Genomic DNA, 18,212 nt, shown 5'->3' with positions numbered 1-18,212 from the left:
AATCCAACTACATCATGCCCATGCCACCCATGCCACCAGCACCGGGGTTGGGAGCCGGTTTGGGTTCGGGTTTTTCTACCACCAGCGCCTCGGTAGTCAGGAACATCCCCGCCACCGAAGCGGCATTTTCCAGGGCGGTGCGGGTGACCTTGGCCGGGTCAATGATCCCGGCGGCAATTAAATCCTCGTAGCTGTCCGTAAGGGCGTTGTACCCCATGGGTAACTCCATTTGCCGGACTTTTTCCACCACGATGGCACCGGTCACACCACTATTGGTGGCAATCTGTTGCAGAGGATAGCTGAGGGCACGGGTGATAATATCCACACCGGTACGCATCTCCGGGTCACTGAAGGATTGGGCGAGGGTAGGCAGTTGTTTCGCCAAATGCACCAGGGTCGCCCCGCCCCCAGGGATAATGCCTTCATCCACAGCGGCACGGGTGGCGTGCAGGGCATCCTCAATGCGGAGTTTTTTCTCCTTGAGTTCGGTTTCCGTAGCCGCCCCCACCTTGATCACGGCGACCCCACCGGCGAGTTTGGCAATCCGTTCTTGCAGTTTTTCCCGGTCGTATTCCGAGTCGGTTTCCGCCAGTTGTTGCCGAATTTGGGCGATCCGTTGTTGCACCTGGGTTTGGGTGTCCTGTCCGGCGACAATCACGGTTTTATCCTTGCTCACGGTGACACGGCGGGCACTGCCTAGCATTTCCAATTGCACTTGGTCGAGTTTCAGACCAATATCTTCGGAAATAAACTGACCGTTGGTGAGAATGGCAATGTCCTCCAGCATCGCCTTGCGCCGGTCGCCAAAGGAGGGGGCTTTGATGGCGCAAACGTTCAACACGCCCCGCAGTTTGTTGACCACCAGGGTTGCCAGAGCTTCCCCATCCACGTCCTCGGCGATGATCAATAGGGGTTGCCCCGCCCGGCTGACTTTTTCCAGGATGGGCACTAGGTCGGCAACACTGCTAATTTTTTTATCGGTGATCAACAGGCGGGCGTACTCGTATTCCGCCACCATCCGCTCCTGATCCGTGACCAAGTAGGGGGAAATGTAGCCCCGGTCGATCTCCATGCCTTCCACGACTTCCAATTCCGTGACCAGGGATTTGGATTCTTCGACCGTAATCACCCCGTCTTTGCCCACCTTCGCCATAGCTTGACCGATCATATCCCCCACTTCCGGGTCGTTGCCCGCCGAGATGGTCGCCACTTGGGTGATCATGGTACCAGACACGGGCTGGCTGATTTCGGCAATTTTTTGCACCAGGTACTGCACGGCTCGCTCCATCCCCCGGTGCAGGCTGATGGGGTTCGCTCCGGCGGTGACATTTTTCAACCCTTCCAAAATCATGGCTTGGGCTAAGAGACAGGCGGTGGTGGTGCCATCCCCAGCCACATCCCCGGTTTTTTCCGCCACTTCCTTGAGCAGTTGCGCCCCGGTGTTTTCCATCGGGTTACTCAGTTCGATTTCCTTGGCAATGGTGGCACCATCGTTGACAATTTCTGGGGCACCAAATTTTTTCTCCAAAATCACGTTCCGCCCCCGTGGTCCCAGGGTGACCCGCACCACATCCGCCAGGGTGTTCACGCCCCGCTCCAGCGCCTTTCGGGACGCTTCATCAAAACTGATCAGCTTGACCATACTGCTTTTGCCTAAATCACTCCATCGCCTATGGTAGCACTGGTTAGCACTCAAAGGTGGGGAGTGCTAAATTTGCCAGGGCGGGATACGCTAGGATAGATTGGGTTTATTTTTGGGTAATCCATGAATGTGTTTGGCTCGTTAAGTGTCCCACAGCGCCGTCCGGCGGTTGAACCTGCCCGTCCCCAACAGCGTCCGATTACGATCAAGTCTGCCCGGGAAATTGAGATTATGCGGGTGGCTTCCCGGATTGTGGCGACGGTTTTGCGGGAAATTAGCGAGTTGGTCAAACCGGGGATGACTACTTTGGATTTGGACCGCTACGCCGAACAGCGGATTCGGGAGATGGGAGCCACGCCCAGTTTTAAGGGGTATCATGGGTTTCCGGCTTCGATTTGCGCCAGTGTGAACCAGGAGGTGGTGCATGGCATTCCCAGTGCCAAAAAAGTGCTGAAGGCAGGGGATGTTTTGAAGGTGGATACCGGGGCATACTACCAGGGATTTCATGGGGATTCTTGTATAACAATCGCAGTACAGCAGGTCAGCCCGGAAGCCCAACGGTTGATGCAGTGTGCGGAAGCGGCTTTGTACAAGGGGATTGAGCAGGTCAAGGCGGGGAATACTCTACTTGACATTGCCGGGGCGATTGAGGACTATGTGCGGGCGCACGGGTTTCGGGTGGTGGAGGATTTTACGGGGCATGGGGTGGGGCGGTATCTGCACGAGGAACCATCGGTGTTTAACTATCGCACCAATCAATTGCCGAATGTGAAATTGCGGGCGGGGATGACCTTAGCGATTGAACCGATTGTGAATCAGGGTTCGGCGAAAACGAAGATTCTCCGGGATCGGTGGACGGCGGTGACGGTGGACAACAAACTATCGGCTCAGTATGAACATACGGTGTTGGTGACAGCAACGGGGTATGAGATTCTCACGGATCGCAATTTTTAGAAATTTTTAGGAACTTTTAGGAAATAACATGGCAATATCACCGGAATTGTGCATCAAAAATCTATATAGCAGTCCTAAATGAGAATGGAACAGGGGTCGCAGGGGCACCGCCCCCGTCCTTGGTTCGGGGAAATTTCTGTTCACTAATCAAGTAGGATTGCTATATGTAGCAGTCCCAAATGAGAATGGAATAGGGGTCGCAGGGGCACCGCCCCCGTCCTTGGTTCTGGAGAATTGCTGTTCACTAATCAAGTAGGATTGCTATAGTTGAAAACTTATAATTAGAACACACAGGATGGCAGGGTTTAACCCGGTTTTAGTTCTCACAATCTGCCTGGTGTAGCCATGTAACCTCAGTAGTGTTGAATGTCCGTAATAAAACTTAACATAAGGGGTCAGGGTTATCCTACGAGCGGCTCTACCCCTACGAGTTCCATGAAGCTACAGTGTCGGCCTATTTCTATTTGTAAATATCGCAACTTGTCAATCAATTCATAGGTCTTATTGTGACCTATCTCCAGCAATCTTAAAATTAGATAACCAATCAATACGGCATAAATCTGTAGCCGCACACCATTCTCATTCTTGGTAATGATTCTATCCAATTTCAAGTGCATCTTTAGTGCCTTCCAAAGCAACTCAATTCGCCAGCGCAAACGATAGGCTGAACAAATCTCTTCATCCGTCATCGAAGTCACGTTAGTCGCTAGCCTATATTCTGTGTTTTCCTCTTCATTAAAAAATTGAATTACCCGAATATCCGGATTGTCAGGTTGCAACTTCATATTATTTCTAATCCGCACAATAAACAATGTATTTCGTTTACACATTTCGTCCATTAATTTCCAGGAAGCAAAACCCCTATCCATGATACCAACGGCATTCTCAGGTATCGTCCCAATCACAAGATGCCCAATTTTATGGTCATTAGTCTTTCCAAATATAATTGATTCGTCACCGATATTGCCCTCATTTATATCCAGGCCAAGCGTCAATTTTACCTGCTTGTAGTGCCAGAATAATTTGCTGGTCAGGGTGATAATGGTAGAATCTAATGGGAATAAGTGCTTAAATTCACCTTGATGATGTTTAAGCCGTTTTTGCAGTTCTCTTAGGATCACTTGAAACGGCTCGGTGCTACGATGTTTACACGCCTTAGAAAACGTTGATATGTCAACTTTAAAATTGAGATGATTCAAGAGGAAGAATAAGCCCCGCATGGTGGCGACTCTTGCATCTAAAATGAAGTGCATCCATATGAGTACAAACAAGCGAGTATCCAAGACTGGATAGTCGTTTTTGGGAAGAAGGTTCAGCAAGGGCTTGATAAGTCCCTGAATTTGTCGTCTCATAAAAATACTGTTACTCGTGGTTTCTACCAATCTAAAATACCATTTTTAGTCTCCCTTTTCCACCCTTTCGTTAACATTCAACACTACTGATGTAACCTTATTATTCCCATAAGTTAAATTAGCGGTTACGGGGGCGTAGGTGTTCCCAAATTTTTAGCTTTTGGCGAACGTCAGACCCTATAGTGAGGGGTGGGTAAACCCTAGGAGGTAATGGATGGCGGCGGTGCAAATTTCCCTATCCCGAGAGGTGATTGAGCGATTGGATTTAAGCCCGGTACAGGCGGTTGTCCTGCCCGATGCGGTGCCCCCTGCCGATCTCGTGGTGCAGTTTGCCATTGACTATCCCCGTGACCCCAGTGACCCGCGGGAGTTGTCCGAGGTGCCGGAGGTGCGCCTGTGGTTTATCCGGTTGGATGCCCATTACCCCTGGTTGCCCCTGTTTTTGGATTGGCAGGCGGAATTGGCTCGCTATGTGGCGATGTTGGTGCCCCACCAGTTCAGCCCCCAGGACGGGATTCAGTTCAACCCGGAGGCGCTGGATATTTTTATCATGGGGAAAATTTTTTATCTGCACCATTGGTTCCACAGCCAGGGTCAGGAACGGCAGGGAAAACTCCAGCAAATGGCGGAGGTATTGGGGTATCAGCTTGACCCGCAGTTGTTTCAACTCTTGGCACAGGCACCCTAGACCCAAAAAGTGATTTACTTCACTTGCACCTGGGCAAGTTGTGCTAATATAAGGTTGTTCCGATGATCCTTGAGGACAGGTAAACCCGTCAGTCATGGTTTGGCTGATGGTTTTTTTTTGGTGGGTATTTTGGTGTAACCCGCTCATTCCCATTGCTTTCACTAAAAATCATGAGGTAACCGTTGGCATTGCGGGCATTGGTTCTTGGGGTGGGGGCGGTTTGGTATCCTAAAATACCTACGGGCGACCCAAGTTTGCGAAATGATAAAAAAATCTGTAAAGCAGTGCCCGATTGAGTGGTGAGGTAAAGGTATGGCAGGAAAAGGGTGGATGCGGCGGTGGTGGGCAACGGTGTTTTTGGTTGTCCTGTTGGTGGGTTTGTCCACGTTGAATTTTGCCCCGACGGTCGCCCAAACGCCTAGCCTTACAACCACACCTAAACCAGTGGAAACAATAGCTCCGCAACCGGCTAACTCAGAGGCATTGACTTTGGAGGCATTGCAGGAAAAAATTGCCGCCCTGCAGGAAAAAGAGCAAACTCAGAAGGTGAATTTAGACACGGTTTGGGTGTTGTACACCGGGGTATTGGTATTTTTTATGAATGCGGGTTTTTGTATGTTGGAAACGGGGTTTTGCCGTCAGAAAAATGCGGTGAATATCCTGTCAAAAAATTTAATTGTGTTTGCCCTTTCAACGGTGTCCTTTTGGGCGATTGGGTTTGGGATTATGTTTGGGGATGGGTCGCCCTTTTTTGGGGGCAATGGTTGGTTTTTGCAGGGGGCGGACAATAGCCCGGCGACGGGGGATGCGTATCAGGGAATTTTTACATCTTTGAGTTGGGCAGGGGTGCCCCTGGTAGCGAAATTCTTTTTCCAGTTGGTGTTTGCGGGGACGGCGGCGACGATTGTGTCTGGGGCGGTGGCGGAGCGGATTAAGTTTGCGGCGTTTTTTCTGTTTAGTTTGCTGTTGGTGGGGTTAGCCTATCCGGTGACGGGGCATTGGATTTGGGGCGGGGGCTGGCTGAGCCAAGCGGGATTTTTTGATTTTGCAGGTTCTACTGTTGTCCATTCGGTCGGGGGCTGGGCGGCTTTGGTGGGGGCAATCATGCTGGGTCCTCGGATTGGTCGCTATCAGCAGGGCAAAAGTGTGGCGATGCCGGGGCACAATCTGGCGATTTCCACCTTGGGGGGGCTGATCCTCTGGCTGGGCTGGTTTGGGTTTAACCCCGGTTCCACCTTGGCGGCGGATGCGGCACAAATCGCCCATGTGACGCTCACGACCAATTTGGCGGGGTCGCTGGGGGGGATTGCGGCGGCTCTGACCTCGTGGATTTATTTCGGCAAGCCGGATTTATCCATGGTGATTAACGGGATTTTGGCGGGGTTGGTGGCGATTACGGCTCCGTGCGACTATGTGAATTTCACCAGTGCGGTGGTGATCGGTTTGGTGGCAGGGGTTTTGGTGGTGTTTTCTGTCAGTTTCATTGACAATCTGAAAATTGATGACCCGGTGGGGGCGGTGTCGGTACATCTGGTATGTGGGATTTGGGGCACCCTGGCGTTGGGCTTGTTTAGCGTTGGGAAGGGGGGCTATCCCTGGCTCGAGGAAGTGGAGATTGGCAGTGGGTTTTTGCTGACCGGCGATGCGACCCAACTGTTTCACCAAGTGACTGGGGTGGTGGCGGTGGGCATTTACACGGTGATCTTTAGCGTGCTTGCCTGGGGGCTGATCCGGGCGACGGCGGTGGGTCTGCGGGTGCCCCCGGAGGAGGAGTTGCGGGGGTTGGATTTGGGGGAACATGGCATGGAGGCGTACACGGGTTTTGCCAAGGAGTGATGATACATAGCAATCCTCAATGAGAATGAAACAGGGGTCGCAGGGGCACCGCCCCCGTCCTTGAATTTCTGTATGCCCAGGGCAGGCAAGCTAACGTTAATCAAGTAGGACTGCTATAGTTAAGCTAAAAGATAAAATGATATGACGAAATGAGCCGGGTTGCTCTGGCGTTCGGGTATCTTTTGAAAAAGTCAACCATTGCGGGGTTTTTACCATGAGTTCACCCAAAAAACGCCAAGGGCGGCGCAAAAAAGCTTCTCTTGCGGAGATGTTAGAAGCGGAGTTGCAAGAACGTCTGGGTGATCATACCCGCTTTGTCTCGACCCCCAAACAGCAACCTAAAGTTTCGGCAATGCTCTTAGAACTGTTATCCCCTTACCTTGAAGAGACGGAAGATTTAGAAGATTTAGATGAGATTGAAATGTTATTCCTGTTAGGGATGATGGCTTGGAACATCACTGTTCAGCCGCTAGAAGAGCAACCGGAGCTTTTGCAGAGCAACGTTAATATATTCCCCCCTGCATCCCAAGCGGAAATCAAAGAAATTCTGGAAGACTTGATGCAGGCTAAGATGGAATTATTCCCAGAACATAAGTTAATGATTATTGATTTTAAGGTGGGTATAGTGAAGGGTGAGTTACAGGTTTCCGTTGCCGCATCGCCGCTGAAGAGGATGCCCTAACATCGGTCTGAAAATTTGTGAAGTTGTGCGGCGGCAGATAACCTCGAACACAAACCAACAACCTCTTTACCGTCCACACCAACCCATTATTGGGCGTTGGGCAAACTCGATCACTTACGGCTTTTCCATTGACACTCCCCGACCTAAAGGTGCGGGGATTCTTGGTTCAACGAGATGACTTACTTCAAACAATTCTCATTGCTCAAAGTAGCGGTCAAGCTCTCCCCAAGCGTTAAGTTTCCCACTGCCCGTGGGTACTTCTCAGAAGCTAATTTCAGTCCCTTTTGCAAAATTACTCTGGCGGCATTACAGTCTATTTATCAATTAAAGGATACAAAAAGCCTCCATCATTCTCAAGGCTCAGAATAATTGACTCACGGCAAGTGTGGTTCAACTATATCCCATAAGCACTTAAAAGACTGTAACCTTCCATGGGTGCAAATAAGTAGAGGTGCCCATAAATTAAAGGATACAAAAAATCTTCCAAGGCTAAGCATCAACAGACCTGGAGCCAACGGGTTTGCGACCATATCCCATAGGCACTTAATGGGCTATAAAAGGTTAATCATAATCAGTGATAATGAAACCAGACACCATTCCAGGCAGGGTTATGGGGATTAGGATTCTGCATATTTCCGATATTCATTTAGGTAGCGGTCAAAATCATGGGCGTACCAACCCCCTGACGGGCTTAAATACCCGGGTGGAGGATTTTAGTCGGGCGTTGCAAACGGCGGTGGATCAGGCGTTGAACCTACCGGTGGATGTGGTTTTATTTACCGGCGATGCCTTTCCCGATGCTACCCCTGCCCCTTGGATTCAGGAGCTATTTGCCCAACAGTTTCTCCGGTTGGTGGCGGCGCAGATTCCGGTACTTTTGTTAGTCGGCAATCATGACCAACACACGCAAGGGGAGGGGGGGGCTTCCCTGTCCATTTATCGTGCCCTGCAAGTGCCGGGGGTGCTGGTGGGGGAATCCCTGACCACTTATACTCTGGAAACCCGTAATGGACCGATACAAATTGTGACTTTGCCCTGGATTACCCGCTCGATGCTGTTAACTAAACCGGAAACCCAAGGGCTATCCATGAATGAAATTAACGAGCTATTGCTCACCCGATTGCGGGAGGTTTTAGCGGGAGAAATCTTGAATTTAGACGAGCATATTCCTGCTATTTTAGCGGCGCATGTGATGGCGGATAAAGCCCTATTTGGAGCGGAACGACTCCTCTCGGCGGGGAAGAATTTAACCGTACCGTTGTCCCTCCTAGCCCAACCCTGTTTTCGCTATGTGGCGTTGGGTCATGTGCATCGCCATCAGGTGTTGTGTGAAAAGCCGCCGGTGGTTTATGCCGGGAGTATTGAACGGGTGGATTTCAGTGAAGAAGAGGAACAAAAAGGGTATGTTTTGATTGATATTACCCCCACAGAAACTCGCTTTGAATTTTGTCCTTTGCCCACCCGGTTGATGCGCACCATTCGGGTAGATGTGACCCAATCCGCTGACCCGCAAACGGAACTTTTAACCCGGATTCAAAACACAGAAATTACCGAGGGTATCGTCCGGCTCATTTATCGCCTCAAAGCGGAACAATTGCCCAAAATTAATGAAGCCCAAATTCGCTCCGCCCTAGCAACTGCCCATAACTACACCCTGCAACCGGAATTGGTTAACGAACAGCCCAGACAACGGGTAACCCAGGTGGATTTGAGTCAGGTGCTTGACCCGATGACGGTGCTGGAACAATACGTGCGGGAAAATGAACATTTGCATCCCCTCAAAACGGATTTACTGGCGGCGGCACAGGCGTTGTTAGCGGGCGTAGAACCGGAATGGACAGAGGCACCCCCAGCCATACCCACCCCGGAAACGGCGCAATTACCCCTCAGCTTTTGACTCAGTCTGTGACAAATACCCCCGGTGCGCCAAGGGAATATCCACCACCTCAGCAGTTTCTCCGGCAATTTGCACCCTTAGCCCCGCTCCCCCAGCCCTGGTGCGGATGTAGCCCAAACCCAGATGTGCCTGTTCAAAATAATAGGTATAACTGGTCAGCACCCCCACTTTTTCCTCGCCAATGTGAATGGGGGTTCCCGGAGTAGCAGGAGCGGTTAATTTTAAGCCCCATAACTGTTGTTTGACCCCTTGATAAGTATTCAAGCGGGCGATGGTTTCTTGACCGATATAACACCCTTTACTAAAGGAAATATCGTGCCATAATCCCGCTTCCAAAGGGTTATAATCCGTGGTCAATTCTGCCCCCACCGCCGGTCGTCCCTGCTGAATGCGCAACCATTCCCAAGCCTGATCCCCCCAAGGCATTGCCCCTTGCGCTAACAGCCATTGCCACAGACTCACCGCAGATTCTATCGGTACAATGAATGTATAACCAGGGTTCAATAAACCCGTGCCATTGGCAATCAAAATAGACGTTTCTTGAGCTGTTTCTTGCCAATGAATATAAGCATGGGTTCCGATTGGTTGCGTTGCCAAATGTCCTGCCCCTAATTGAGCAATTAATCCATGACTTGCCGCCCCCATCAGGGTAAACATGGCAGTGGTTTCCCGTTGGTCGTGAATCGTGACTTGATCCGCAAAGAAAATGTATTTTTCTAACCATTGGTGCATCGAACTATGGGATGCGGGCGAGGTAATCAACGTCAGCCATTCCGGTTCCACATACACAGTGGTTAAATCTAAAGTACGCCCGGTGGAATTGACCAACACCGTATCACACCCTTGCCCCACCCGCAGGGATTGTATATCGTTTGTACTTTGGTTGTGCAGATAACGTATCCGATCCGCCCCTTGTAAACGCAGGCGACCCCAGTGGGTGCGGTCAAAAAGTATCATTCCCCTATCCAGAAGGGTTGGCGTTGGTTGTTCCTGACCGAAGCGGAGGGGATAGCCATCGGGATGGAACTGGGCACCGGCTTGCAGTTGGGCGGTACGGAGGGCAGTGAGGGACATGATTGCGGCTGGTTGTAAGAAGTTGTAATAAATTTTATTTAATTTTTGGATTCGGGCACTTCTACGGCTTCCACATCTACGATTCCGGGCGGCGTGAGGCGGGTAAATTTCCCCCCCGTGACCTGGAGGCGTTCCCCACAGTTGGGGCATTGGGTCTGGCTGTTGGCTAACCCTTGCAAACTGAAGCCACACACCGGGCAAGCTCCCGTGACGATGTTACGCCCCAACCACCAGCGGATGCCCAGGGTCAACAGGGTCGGGGTGAGAATCACCAAAAGCAGGAGCAGGGATAACCCCCGCACCAACCAGCCCAAGCCCAGACTGCTCAACACCAATAGAATTGCCAACCAGCCCAACCAAAACCGCCAACCATCGCTTTGAATCACTCGTTTCGTGCCCCCAGACCGTACAATTAGTAAAATGGCATTTTATTTACCATGTTAATTCATGTGAGGCTATGACCCACGCCACCGATCAAAAAACCCTAGCCCGTTGGTTAGCCGCCGACTTTAGCAATCAGGCACAAGCCCTAGAAAATCCGCCTTTTTTTGCCCATATTCGGGTCTGTATGCGTCCCTTACCTTGGTCACTTTTGAATGGATTTAGTTTATATGTGGAACAAGCCTATGATTATGAACTCCATAGCCCTTATCGGGTCAGAGTGCTGAAGCTGATCACGGTAAATGATCACCTGGAAATTGAGAATTATTACGTCCAAAATGAAGCCCAATTCTACGGTGCTTCCCGTGACCAAAAAAGGCTGGCTTCCCTGACGGCTGAGCAACTGACGCCCCTGCCGGGATGTAATATGATCGTCACTTGGGATGGTCAAAGTTTTCACGGACGGGTCGCCCCTGGCAAACAATGTTTTGTGGAACGGCGGGGCAAAAAAACCTATTTGGATAGCGAATTTACGATTAATGCCCAGGAATTTATTAGTTTAGACCGGGGGCGAGACCCGGAAACCGATGCACAAGTTTGGGGTGCGATTGCCGGACCATTTCAGTTTGTGCGGGTGCAAAGTTTCGCCCATGAAATTCTTTAAAATTCCCGCATCGTTAACCCGAATCATCTCTCTAAAACCCCATTGATTCCTAAAAAAACGGGGGTTGTACCCTTGGGAGCAATTCAGGACGGGTGCAATTAGATTAATTCACACGTAATTCACACGCCAAAAAATAACCCCACCCAAAGAGCTTGGGCAGGGCAAAGGGGAGGAAATTTCTCAGTGAATTAACGCAACTAATTGGCGGCTTGGGGGAGTAATTCCCGTTGACTTTCCGCAATCACCCGCACCTGACCGGTTTCGCTGTCCACATCCACCGTCGCCGTATCCCCCTCCCGAATCCGTCCCGACAGGACTTCCTCCGCCAGGGAATCTTCCAGCAGGCGCATGATCGCTCGCCGCAAAGGACGTGCCCCGTAGGAGGGGTTGTAGCCTTCTTCCACCAGACGGTCCTTGAACGCCTCCGTCACCTGCAGGGTAATCCCTTGCTCAGCCATGCGCCCAAACACCTCCTTGAGCAGAATGTCGGCAATCTGCTTCACCTCCTCCTTGGTCAGTTGCCGGAAGACGATGATCTCATCAATCCGGTTCAAAAATTCGGGGCGGAAGTACTGCTTTAACTCCTCATTCACTAGGGAACGAATCCGGTTGTACTGGGAATCCGCCTGGTTTTCGCTGAATTCAAACCCCAGACCACCCCCACCTTTTTCGATCACCTTGGAGCCGATGTTGGAAGTCATCACCAAGAGGGTGTTTTTGAAGTCCACCGTCCGCCCCTTGGCATCGGTCAACCGCCCATCCTCCAGGATTTGCAACAGCAGGTTAAACACATCCGGGTGGGCTTTTTCGATTTCGTCAAACAACACCACCGTGTAGGGACGACGGCGCACCGCTTCGGTCAACTGCCCGCCCTCGTTGTACCCCACATACCCCGGCGGCGAACCGATCAACTTGGAAACCGTGTGCCGCTCCATGTACTCGGACATATCCAAGCGGATCATGGCATCCTCGGAACCAAAGAAGTAAGCCGCCAGCGCCTTGGTCAACTCGGTTTTCCCGACCCCCGTGGGTCCAGAGAAGACAAAACTGGCAATGGGACGATTGGGATTTTTCAGCCCCACCCGTGCCCGACGTACTGCCCGGGAAATCGCCCGCACCGCCTCCTCTTGCCCCACAATCCGCTGGTGGAGGGTGTCCTCCATCTGGAGCAACCGCTCGGACTCGGTTTCGGTCAGCTTGCTCACCGGGATGCCCGTCCAGGAAGCCACAATCTGGGCAATGTCCTCCTCCGTCACCATCGGACTGTCCCCACTGCCGTTTTGCGCCTCATGCTTCTTGCTTTGGGCAATGGCACGAATCTGGGCTTTGATTTCAATCTCCCGGTCCCGCAGTTCCCCGGCCCGCTCAAAGTCCTGGCTCCGCACCGCATCGTCCTTTTGGCGCAGAATTTGGCGCAGTTCCTTGTCCAATTCCTTCGCCGCCGGGGGCAATTGGGAATTGATCAACCGCACCCGGGAACCCGCCTCGTCCATCAGGTCAATGGCTTTGTCCGGCAAATACCGGTCGGAAATGTAGCGATCCGCCAATTTCGCCGCCGCCCGCAGTGCCTCATCCGTAATCTTTAGCTTGTGGTGCTGTTCGTACCGCTCCCGCAGACCAAACAGAATTTCAATCGTTTCCTCCACGGACGGCTCACCCACCATCACCGGCTGGAACCGCCGCTCCAACGCCGCATCCCGTTCGATGTGCTTGCGGTATTCATCCAAGGTGGTCGCCCCGATGCACTGCAATTCCCCCCGAGCCAACGCCGGTTTGAGAATGTTGGCGGCATCAATCGCCCCCTCAGCGGCTCCCGCCCCGATCAGGGTATGGACTTCATCAATCACCAGGATCACATTCCCCGCCTGGCGAATCTCGTCCATGATTTTTTTCAACCGTTCCTCAAATTCCCCCCGGTACTTGGTGCCCGCCACCAGCAAGCCAATGTCCAGGGTCACCACCCGCTTGTCTTCCAAAATATCCGGCACATCCCGGTTGGCAATCCGCTGCGCCAAACCCTCGGCAATGGCGGTCTTGCCCACCCCCGGTTCCCCGATCAGAACCGGGTTATTCTTGGTGCGCCGCCCCAGAATCTGAATCACCCGTTCAATTTCCGTTTGCCGCCCCACCACCGGGTCGAGCTTGCCTTCGGCAGCCATCTGGGTCAAATTGGTGCCAAATTCGTCCAGGGTTGGGGTTTTGGTGCGCCCACCCCCACCGCCAGCGGTCACTTCCGCCGTTTCCCCCAGCATCCGAATCACCTGGGTACGGACTTTGGACAGGTCAACCCCCAGATTTTCCAACACCCGGGCGGCGACCCCTTCCCCTTCCCGGATCAGCCCCAGCAGGAGGTGTTCCGTGCCGATGTAATTGTGCCCCAACTGGCGAGCCTCTTCCAAAGAAAGCTCCAAGACCCGTTTCGCCCGAGGCGTGAAGGGGATTTCCACCGCTACGAAGCCCGAACCCCGCCCAATGATCTTTTCCACCTCAATCCGGGCATCCTTGAGGTTGACCCCCATCGATTTCAATACCTTGGCGGCGACCCCGGTGCCCTCGCCGATCAGCCCCAATAGGATTTGTTCGGTGCCCACAAAGTTGTGCCCCAGGCGACGAGCCTCCTCCTGGGCAAGCATGATCACTTTGATGGCTTTTTCTGTGAAACGTTCAAACATAGTCTTTCCCCGCCCTGAGCCGGTTGTGCAGATAGTAATATCGTAACCTGTCCCTGGGAGGATTGGTGGCGGATAACCGCCCCGGAACAGGGACGACATGGGACGTAAATTTTTGTTGTTGTCGGTTTGACCGTTCCGCCGAATGGATATGCAGGAATATGCAGGCAGAAGTACTCCGGCGACCACCCGTTCCCAATTTTTTAATTTTTTATTAATCCCCGCCTGATGGATGTCCCCATCCCTTAGGTGGGCATGAGGGTATGGACAGGGAATTGCCAACCATACCCCCGAAACGGGCTAATAGGCGAGTCCCATACTGCGGGTGGTTTCGGCTCCCAGATAGACCCGAATGCTCAAAAAGTCCGTCGGGCAGGCGGTTTCACAGCGTTTGCAACCCACACAGTCCTCCGTGCGGGGAGCCGAGGCAATTTGCCCCGCTTTACAACCATCCCAGGGCACCATTTCCAACACATCCAGGGGGCACGCACGTACACACTGAGTACAGCCGATGCAGGTATCGTAGATTTTTACAGCGTGGGACATAACCGAGTTGCTCCGCAGTCAGGTTTCTAGCATCCCAGTCTATAGCACTCCCAGGCGGGTGCCGGACATTCCGTCAGGAATCTTCAAGGAATTTAACGAATGGCTCTGGTTACAATGGGTGCTGATGGGCTGGAGGGGTCGTGATGTTAAACCGACGGCAGGTGCTTTGGGGGGGATTGGCGTTGACCTGTTTGGGGAGTTTGGGCGCAAAACCCGCCGGGGCGGACACGACTCAGGTGGAACTTGCAGTGTTCACCGTACCGCCGTTGCCCTACGCCTACGATGCCCTGGAACCGGTGATTGACCAGCGCACCATGAGGTTCCACCACGACAAACACCACACAGCCTATGTCAAAGCCCTGAATGCGGCGATTGCCAAGCATCCCGAACTGAGGGGAAAACCTGTGGAACAGTTATTACAAAATTTAGACGCAATACCAGCGGACATTCGGACAGCGGTGCGGAATCACGGGGGCGGGCATTACAATCACAGTCTGTTTTGGGAGAGTATGCGACCGCCGCAGATGGGTGCGCCCACCGGGGCATTGGCAACCGCTTTAGCGAAAAATTTTGGCGATTTAGCAACCTTTCAGCAGGCGTTTACCGAGGCGGGCACCCAGGTCTTTGGCAGTGGTTGGGTGTGGTTGGTGGCGGACAAAACCGGTCAGTTGCACATCATGACCACCCCGAATCAGGACAGCCCGGTGAGCGTGGGATTCACGCCCCTTTTGGGCAATGACGTGTGGGAACACGCTTATTATTTGAATTATCAAAACCGGCGGGCGGATTACCTGAACGCCTGGTGGCAGGTGGTGAATTGGCCGGTGGTAGCGCAACGCTATGCGGGGTTCGTGGGGGCTTGAATTTATAATTGCAGGATGTAATCCTTCTGAGCCTGAAAAATATCCTTGGGTAAGTATTGTTTCAAGTAATGATAACGGGCGCGCTGGCGAATCAATTGCCGGGCTTTGTTCTCATCCCAACCAGGTTCAGGTTCCAAATCAGGAATCAATGCCCAGCGGGTATCTAAGGGGGTTTGTTGCACCTGGGCAATCACTTCAGCGATGTATTTGCAACAGGATTGGGGTTGGGTCACCACTTGATATTCGCTAAATCGCACCACCACCCAACCGGCGGCGAGAAAAAATTCATCCCGTTTTTGGTCATTAATATGGTGGGGTTTGACCTGCTTGGTTTTTTGATCATAAAAATAAGGCTCATCAATCTCAATATCTAGGTATAAATTTAGCTTCTCATCTATGTAAACAAAATCCGGTTCATAGGGGTATTTTTGAGTCTTTATCGGGTCACCCAGGGCAAGATTACTATGAATCATACCGGGAAAAAATTGATTTAAGAATGAATGAAAATACGCTTCACTCACGCCAGGTTTGGGGTATTTGGCCGGTTCGGGATAGGCCACCATTTTTTGTAACGCCTGTTGGATTTTCGGCTGGCGGAGTTGCTGAACTTCGGATTCATGTTCCTTTAACCATTGTTCATAAACCTGCTTTTGCCGTTGATAAATTTCCTGCTGGTGTTGATAATGCTGGTATTGTTGACGATACTGCTGGGCTTCCCAGGCATAACCCACCCCGATCAACCCCAACCCCAATCCGGCCAGTATCAGCCCCGCCACCCCACCAACGATGATGCCAACGGCTACCACCACCGCTAAACTCACCCCCCAAGGCCAACGGGGGCGGCGGCGTGGGGCAAGCACCGGCACCGGCCGGGGAGGCGCACCGGGGGGTAGGGCATCCAAAGCCTGTTGGAGACGGCGCGGCCAAAGATGGATGGGATAGGTATCGGCCACCCTAGTTCCCCCGCCAAACGGCCATCACCAGCACCAGCCCCGCCAAACCCAGAAACGTCTGGGGCAGTCCCACCTGCGTGGCAATCACCCCTGTAACCGCCAGGGGCAAACTCAGGGCGATATTGACCGCATTATTTTGTAATCCAAACACCTTGCCCCGCACCTCCTCCGGGGTTTCGGTTTGCAGGAGGGTTTGTAGGGGAATAGCCACCAGTGCCGCCCCTAGCCCCAGGGTCAGGTTCCCCAGCAGTGCCCAGGGGAGACTATGGGTCGCCGCCGCCAACCCCACCAATGCCCCAGCCATCACCAGGGACCCCACCGCACTATACCGCCGGTAGGACCAGCCCCGGCTCCGCAGGAGATTGAGCAGGAGCGCCCCCACCGCCACCCCCACCCCAGCGGCAGCCAATAGAAAACCAAACTGGGACGGGCGCAGGAGTTGTTCCGCCAAACGGATGGTCAGTACCGCCAAGGCGGCAAACACCGTGTATAGAACGACCAAATGCGCCACCGCCCTGCCCAACTGGGGTTTTTCCCGCAGGACCGACCAGCCCTCCCGCAAATCCTGCCACACCTGGGGCAAAGTCTGCACCCCCTGCTCGGTTTGCCGTTCCTGCGGGGACAACCGCACCAGCACCAGCGCCGCCAAAGCATAGGCTGTCGCCACCAGCAATTCCCGCCCCTCGGGCAAAACCTGCGCCGCCACGCTCAACAGGGGGTCGCCCAGGGCAAAACCCAAAATCAACGACCCCATCATGGTGGTGGTGTAGAGGGAATTAGCGGGAAGTAACTGCTCCGCCGGGACGATCAGGGGAATCACCGCCTGCTCCGCCGGGGCAAAAAACTGGGTCAAGGTGGACACGGCAAAGGTAATCCCCAGCAGAAAGCCCCACGTCACCAAGGGTTGCCACTGCAACCACAGACCGGGAATGATCAGCAGTACCAAGCCCCCCCGCAGGAGGTTGGTGATCACCAAAACCCGCTGTTTGCGCCAACGGTCCACAAACACCCCCGCCAGGGAGCCGAACAACACCGCCGGGATGGTGAACGCCACCATGATGCCGCTGACCAGGGGGGTAATGCTTTCCTGACCGGCAAATTGCTGATCCAGCAGGGCAATCATCAGCACCAGGTACACCTTGTCCCCAATCTGGGAAAACACCTGTGCCAACCAGAGTGCCAGGAAATTGCCATTCCGCCACAGATTCGCCAAGCCTACTGCCGGTTTGGGTTGGGTCACATTCATGGACATTGCTGGGGTGCTGGGGTGATCGTACTATACAGCAGGGGGGCGGAACGGATGCACCGCTCCAGGTGGTATTCCGCATAACCCCGCAGGAGAGGTTCCAAACTGCGCCAGGGGGCAAAAGCCGGGATGGGTTGCAGGGGGGGGCTATGCAGTGCCTGGAGCAATTGCACTTGGGCGGCGGGCAGGACCCGGCAGGGCGGGGTATCCGGGGGTAAGGGTAAACGCACCAACCCCCCCAAAGGAATGCTAAATCCCAAGCGTTCCTGGGGTGAAACCGGCTGTCCGGTCAGGCAACAGAGGCGCACCTGGGGTTGCAATCCCGCTAAGGTTAACAGGCGCATTACCCCCCGCACCACCATTTCCCAGGGTTCCTGACTGGGCAGATGCCCCAAGCTCGCCAACAGTTCGATGAAGGTATGGTACAGTTCCCCCTGCGCCAAATTCGCCAGGGCTTGCCCCAAGACCAATTCGGTAAAGTACTGCGCCGTCACCCAGCGGGTGTACTCCTGCGCCAGTTCCTGGTGGGTGTGCAGGAGAGTCGCCTGGACAATCCGATCCAGGGAACGCCCCACCCGCAGTTCCAACTGGTTCACCACCAGCAAGCCCGTCCGTCCGGCTAGGGGGGATTGGGGTTTGCGGGCACCGACAGCCACCACCCGTTGCACTCCCCGCTCTGGGCTGAGGATGGTGATCAGCCGGTCGGCTTCCCCTAAACCCTGGAGGTGCAGGTTGATGGCGGTGACCTGATAGGTGCGCCCCATA

The 18,212-nt window shown here is 53.3% G+C and carries 16 protein-coding genes; 7 read left to right on the top strand and 9 right to left on the bottom strand.

Annotated elements, in window-relative coordinates:
* Window positions 1-7 precede the first annotated feature (7 nt).
* Complete coding sequence (gene groL / locus MLD66_RS00185) at window positions 8-1,642, bottom strand: chaperonin GroEL (RefSeq protein ID WP_247214937.1); 1,635 nt, start codon at window positions 1,640-1,642, stop codon at window positions 8-10.
* Window positions 1,643-1,765: 123 nt separating this feature from the next.
* Between groL and map the strand changes: the two genes are divergently transcribed.
* Window positions 1,766-2,596, top strand: coding sequence for a type I methionyl aminopeptidase (gene map / locus MLD66_RS00180; RefSeq protein ID WP_247214936.1), 831 nt, complete (start codon window positions 1,766-1,768; stop codon window positions 2,594-2,596).
* Between the two features lie 401 nt (window positions 2,597-2,997).
* Here the strand turns inward: map and MLD66_RS00175 are convergent, their stop codons facing one another.
* Window positions 2,998-3,948, bottom strand: a complete 951-nt coding sequence (locus MLD66_RS00175; RefSeq protein WP_247214935.1) for a transposase — start codon at window positions 3,946-3,948, stop codon at window positions 2,998-3,000.
* A gap of 214 nt (window positions 3,949-4,162) precedes the next feature.
* Between MLD66_RS00175 and MLD66_RS00170 the strand changes: the two genes are divergently transcribed.
* The 4 genes from MLD66_RS00170 (at window position 4,163) to MLD66_RS00155 (ending at window position 9,051) form a co-directional block, all read left to right on the top strand.
* Window positions 4,163-4,636, top strand: a complete 474-nt coding sequence (locus tag MLD66_RS00170) for a CRR6 family NdhI maturation factor (RefSeq protein ID WP_247214934.1) — start codon at window positions 4,163-4,165, stop codon at window positions 4,634-4,636.
* A gap of 312 nt (window positions 4,637-4,948) precedes the next feature.
* On the top strand, window positions 4,949-6,472 hold the full coding sequence (gene amt, locus MLD66_RS00165; protein ID WP_247214933.1) for an ammonium transporter: 1,524 nt from the start codon (window positions 4,949-4,951) through the stop codon (window positions 6,470-6,472).
* Between the two features lie 214 nt (window positions 6,473-6,686).
* Complete coding sequence (locus MLD66_RS00160; RefSeq protein ID WP_247214932.1) at window positions 6,687-7,154, top strand: hypothetical protein; 468 nt, start codon at window positions 6,687-6,689, stop codon at window positions 7,152-7,154.
* A 610-nt stretch (window positions 7,155-7,764) separates the two neighbouring features.
* Window positions 7,765-9,051, top strand: coding sequence for an exonuclease SbcCD subunit D (locus MLD66_RS00155; RefSeq protein WP_247214931.1), 1,287 nt, complete (start codon window positions 7,765-7,767; stop codon window positions 9,049-9,051).
* Here the strand turns inward: MLD66_RS00155 and MLD66_RS00150 are convergent.
* Together MLD66_RS00150 and MLD66_RS00145 are read right to left on the bottom strand one after the other, a co-directional pair.
* On the bottom strand, window positions 9,034-10,125 hold the full coding sequence (locus MLD66_RS00150) for a folate-binding protein (protein ID WP_247214930.1): 1,092 nt from the start codon (window positions 10,123-10,125) through the stop codon (window positions 9,034-9,036). The genes MLD66_RS00155 and MLD66_RS00150 overlap by 18 nt on opposite strands.
* A 38-nt stretch (window positions 10,126-10,163) precedes the next feature.
* Window positions 10,164-10,511: a hypothetical protein gene (locus tag MLD66_RS00145; protein ID WP_247214929.1), complete on the bottom strand. Its 348-nt coding sequence runs from the start codon at window positions 10,509-10,511 to the stop codon at window positions 10,164-10,166.
* Window positions 10,512-10,582: 71 nt separating this feature from the next.
* On the opposite strand from MLD66_RS00145, the gene MLD66_RS00140 reads away from it, so the two are divergent.
* Entirely contained in the window at window positions 10,583-11,170 is a 588-nt protein-coding gene (locus tag MLD66_RS00140) for a chromophore lyase CpcT/CpeT (protein ID WP_247214928.1), read from the top strand.
* A gap of 197 nt (window positions 11,171-11,367) precedes the next feature.
* Here MLD66_RS00140 and MLD66_RS00135 read toward each other — a convergent pair whose 3' ends face one another.
* Together MLD66_RS00135 and psaC are read right to left on the bottom strand one after the other, a co-directional pair.
* A complete protein-coding gene (locus tag MLD66_RS00135; protein ID WP_247214927.1) occupies window positions 11,368-13,842 on the bottom strand; it encodes an ATP-dependent Clp protease ATP-binding subunit in 2,475 nt (824 codons plus the stop codon).
* Window positions 13,843-14,139: 297 nt separating this feature from the next.
* Window positions 14,140-14,385 carry a photosystem I iron-sulfur center protein PsaC gene (psaC, locus tag MLD66_RS00130; protein WP_071454602.1) on the bottom strand — a complete coding sequence of 82 codons (246 nt, stop codon included), beginning with the start codon at window positions 14,383-14,385 and terminating at the stop codon, window positions 14,140-14,142.
* Between the two features lie 143 nt (window positions 14,386-14,528).
* On the opposite strand from psaC, the gene MLD66_RS00125 reads away from it, so the two are divergent.
* Window positions 14,529-15,248, top strand: coding sequence for a superoxide dismutase (locus tag MLD66_RS00125; protein WP_281438488.1), 720 nt, complete (start codon window positions 14,529-14,531; stop codon window positions 15,246-15,248).
* 2 nt (window positions 15,249-15,250) lie between these two features.
* Here the strand turns inward: MLD66_RS00125 and MLD66_RS00120 are convergent, their stop codons facing one another.
* Genes MLD66_RS00120 through recO form a run of 3 tightly spaced genes read right to left on the bottom strand, consistent with a single transcriptional unit; the run spans window position 15,251 to window position 18,211 of the window.
* Window positions 15,251-16,201: an endonuclease domain-containing protein gene (locus MLD66_RS00120; protein WP_247214925.1), complete on the bottom strand. Its 951-nt coding sequence runs from the start codon at window positions 16,199-16,201 to the stop codon at window positions 15,251-15,253.
* A gap of 1 nt (window position 16,202) precedes the next feature.
* Entirely contained in the window at window positions 16,203-17,447 is a 1,245-nt protein-coding gene (locus MLD66_RS00115; protein WP_247214924.1) for an MFS transporter, read from the bottom strand.
* Window positions 17,444-18,211 carry a DNA repair protein RecO gene (recO, locus tag MLD66_RS00110; protein WP_247214923.1) on the bottom strand — a complete coding sequence of 256 codons (768 nt, stop codon included), beginning with the start codon at window positions 18,209-18,211 and terminating at the stop codon, window positions 17,444-17,446. Before recO ends, MLD66_RS00115 begins: the two co-directional genes overlap by 4 nt.
* Window position 18,212 lies beyond the last annotated feature (1 nt).

It is taken from the genome of Synechococcus sp. C9 (assembly GCF_022984075.1).
In the GTDB taxonomy this organism is placed as follows: domain Bacteria; phylum Cyanobacteriota; class Cyanobacteriia; order Gloeomargaritales; family Gloeomargaritaceae; genus Gloeomargarita.
The sequence above is the reverse complement of the archived record's forward strand: the minus strand, read 5'-3'. Positions and strand labels throughout refer to the sequence as shown.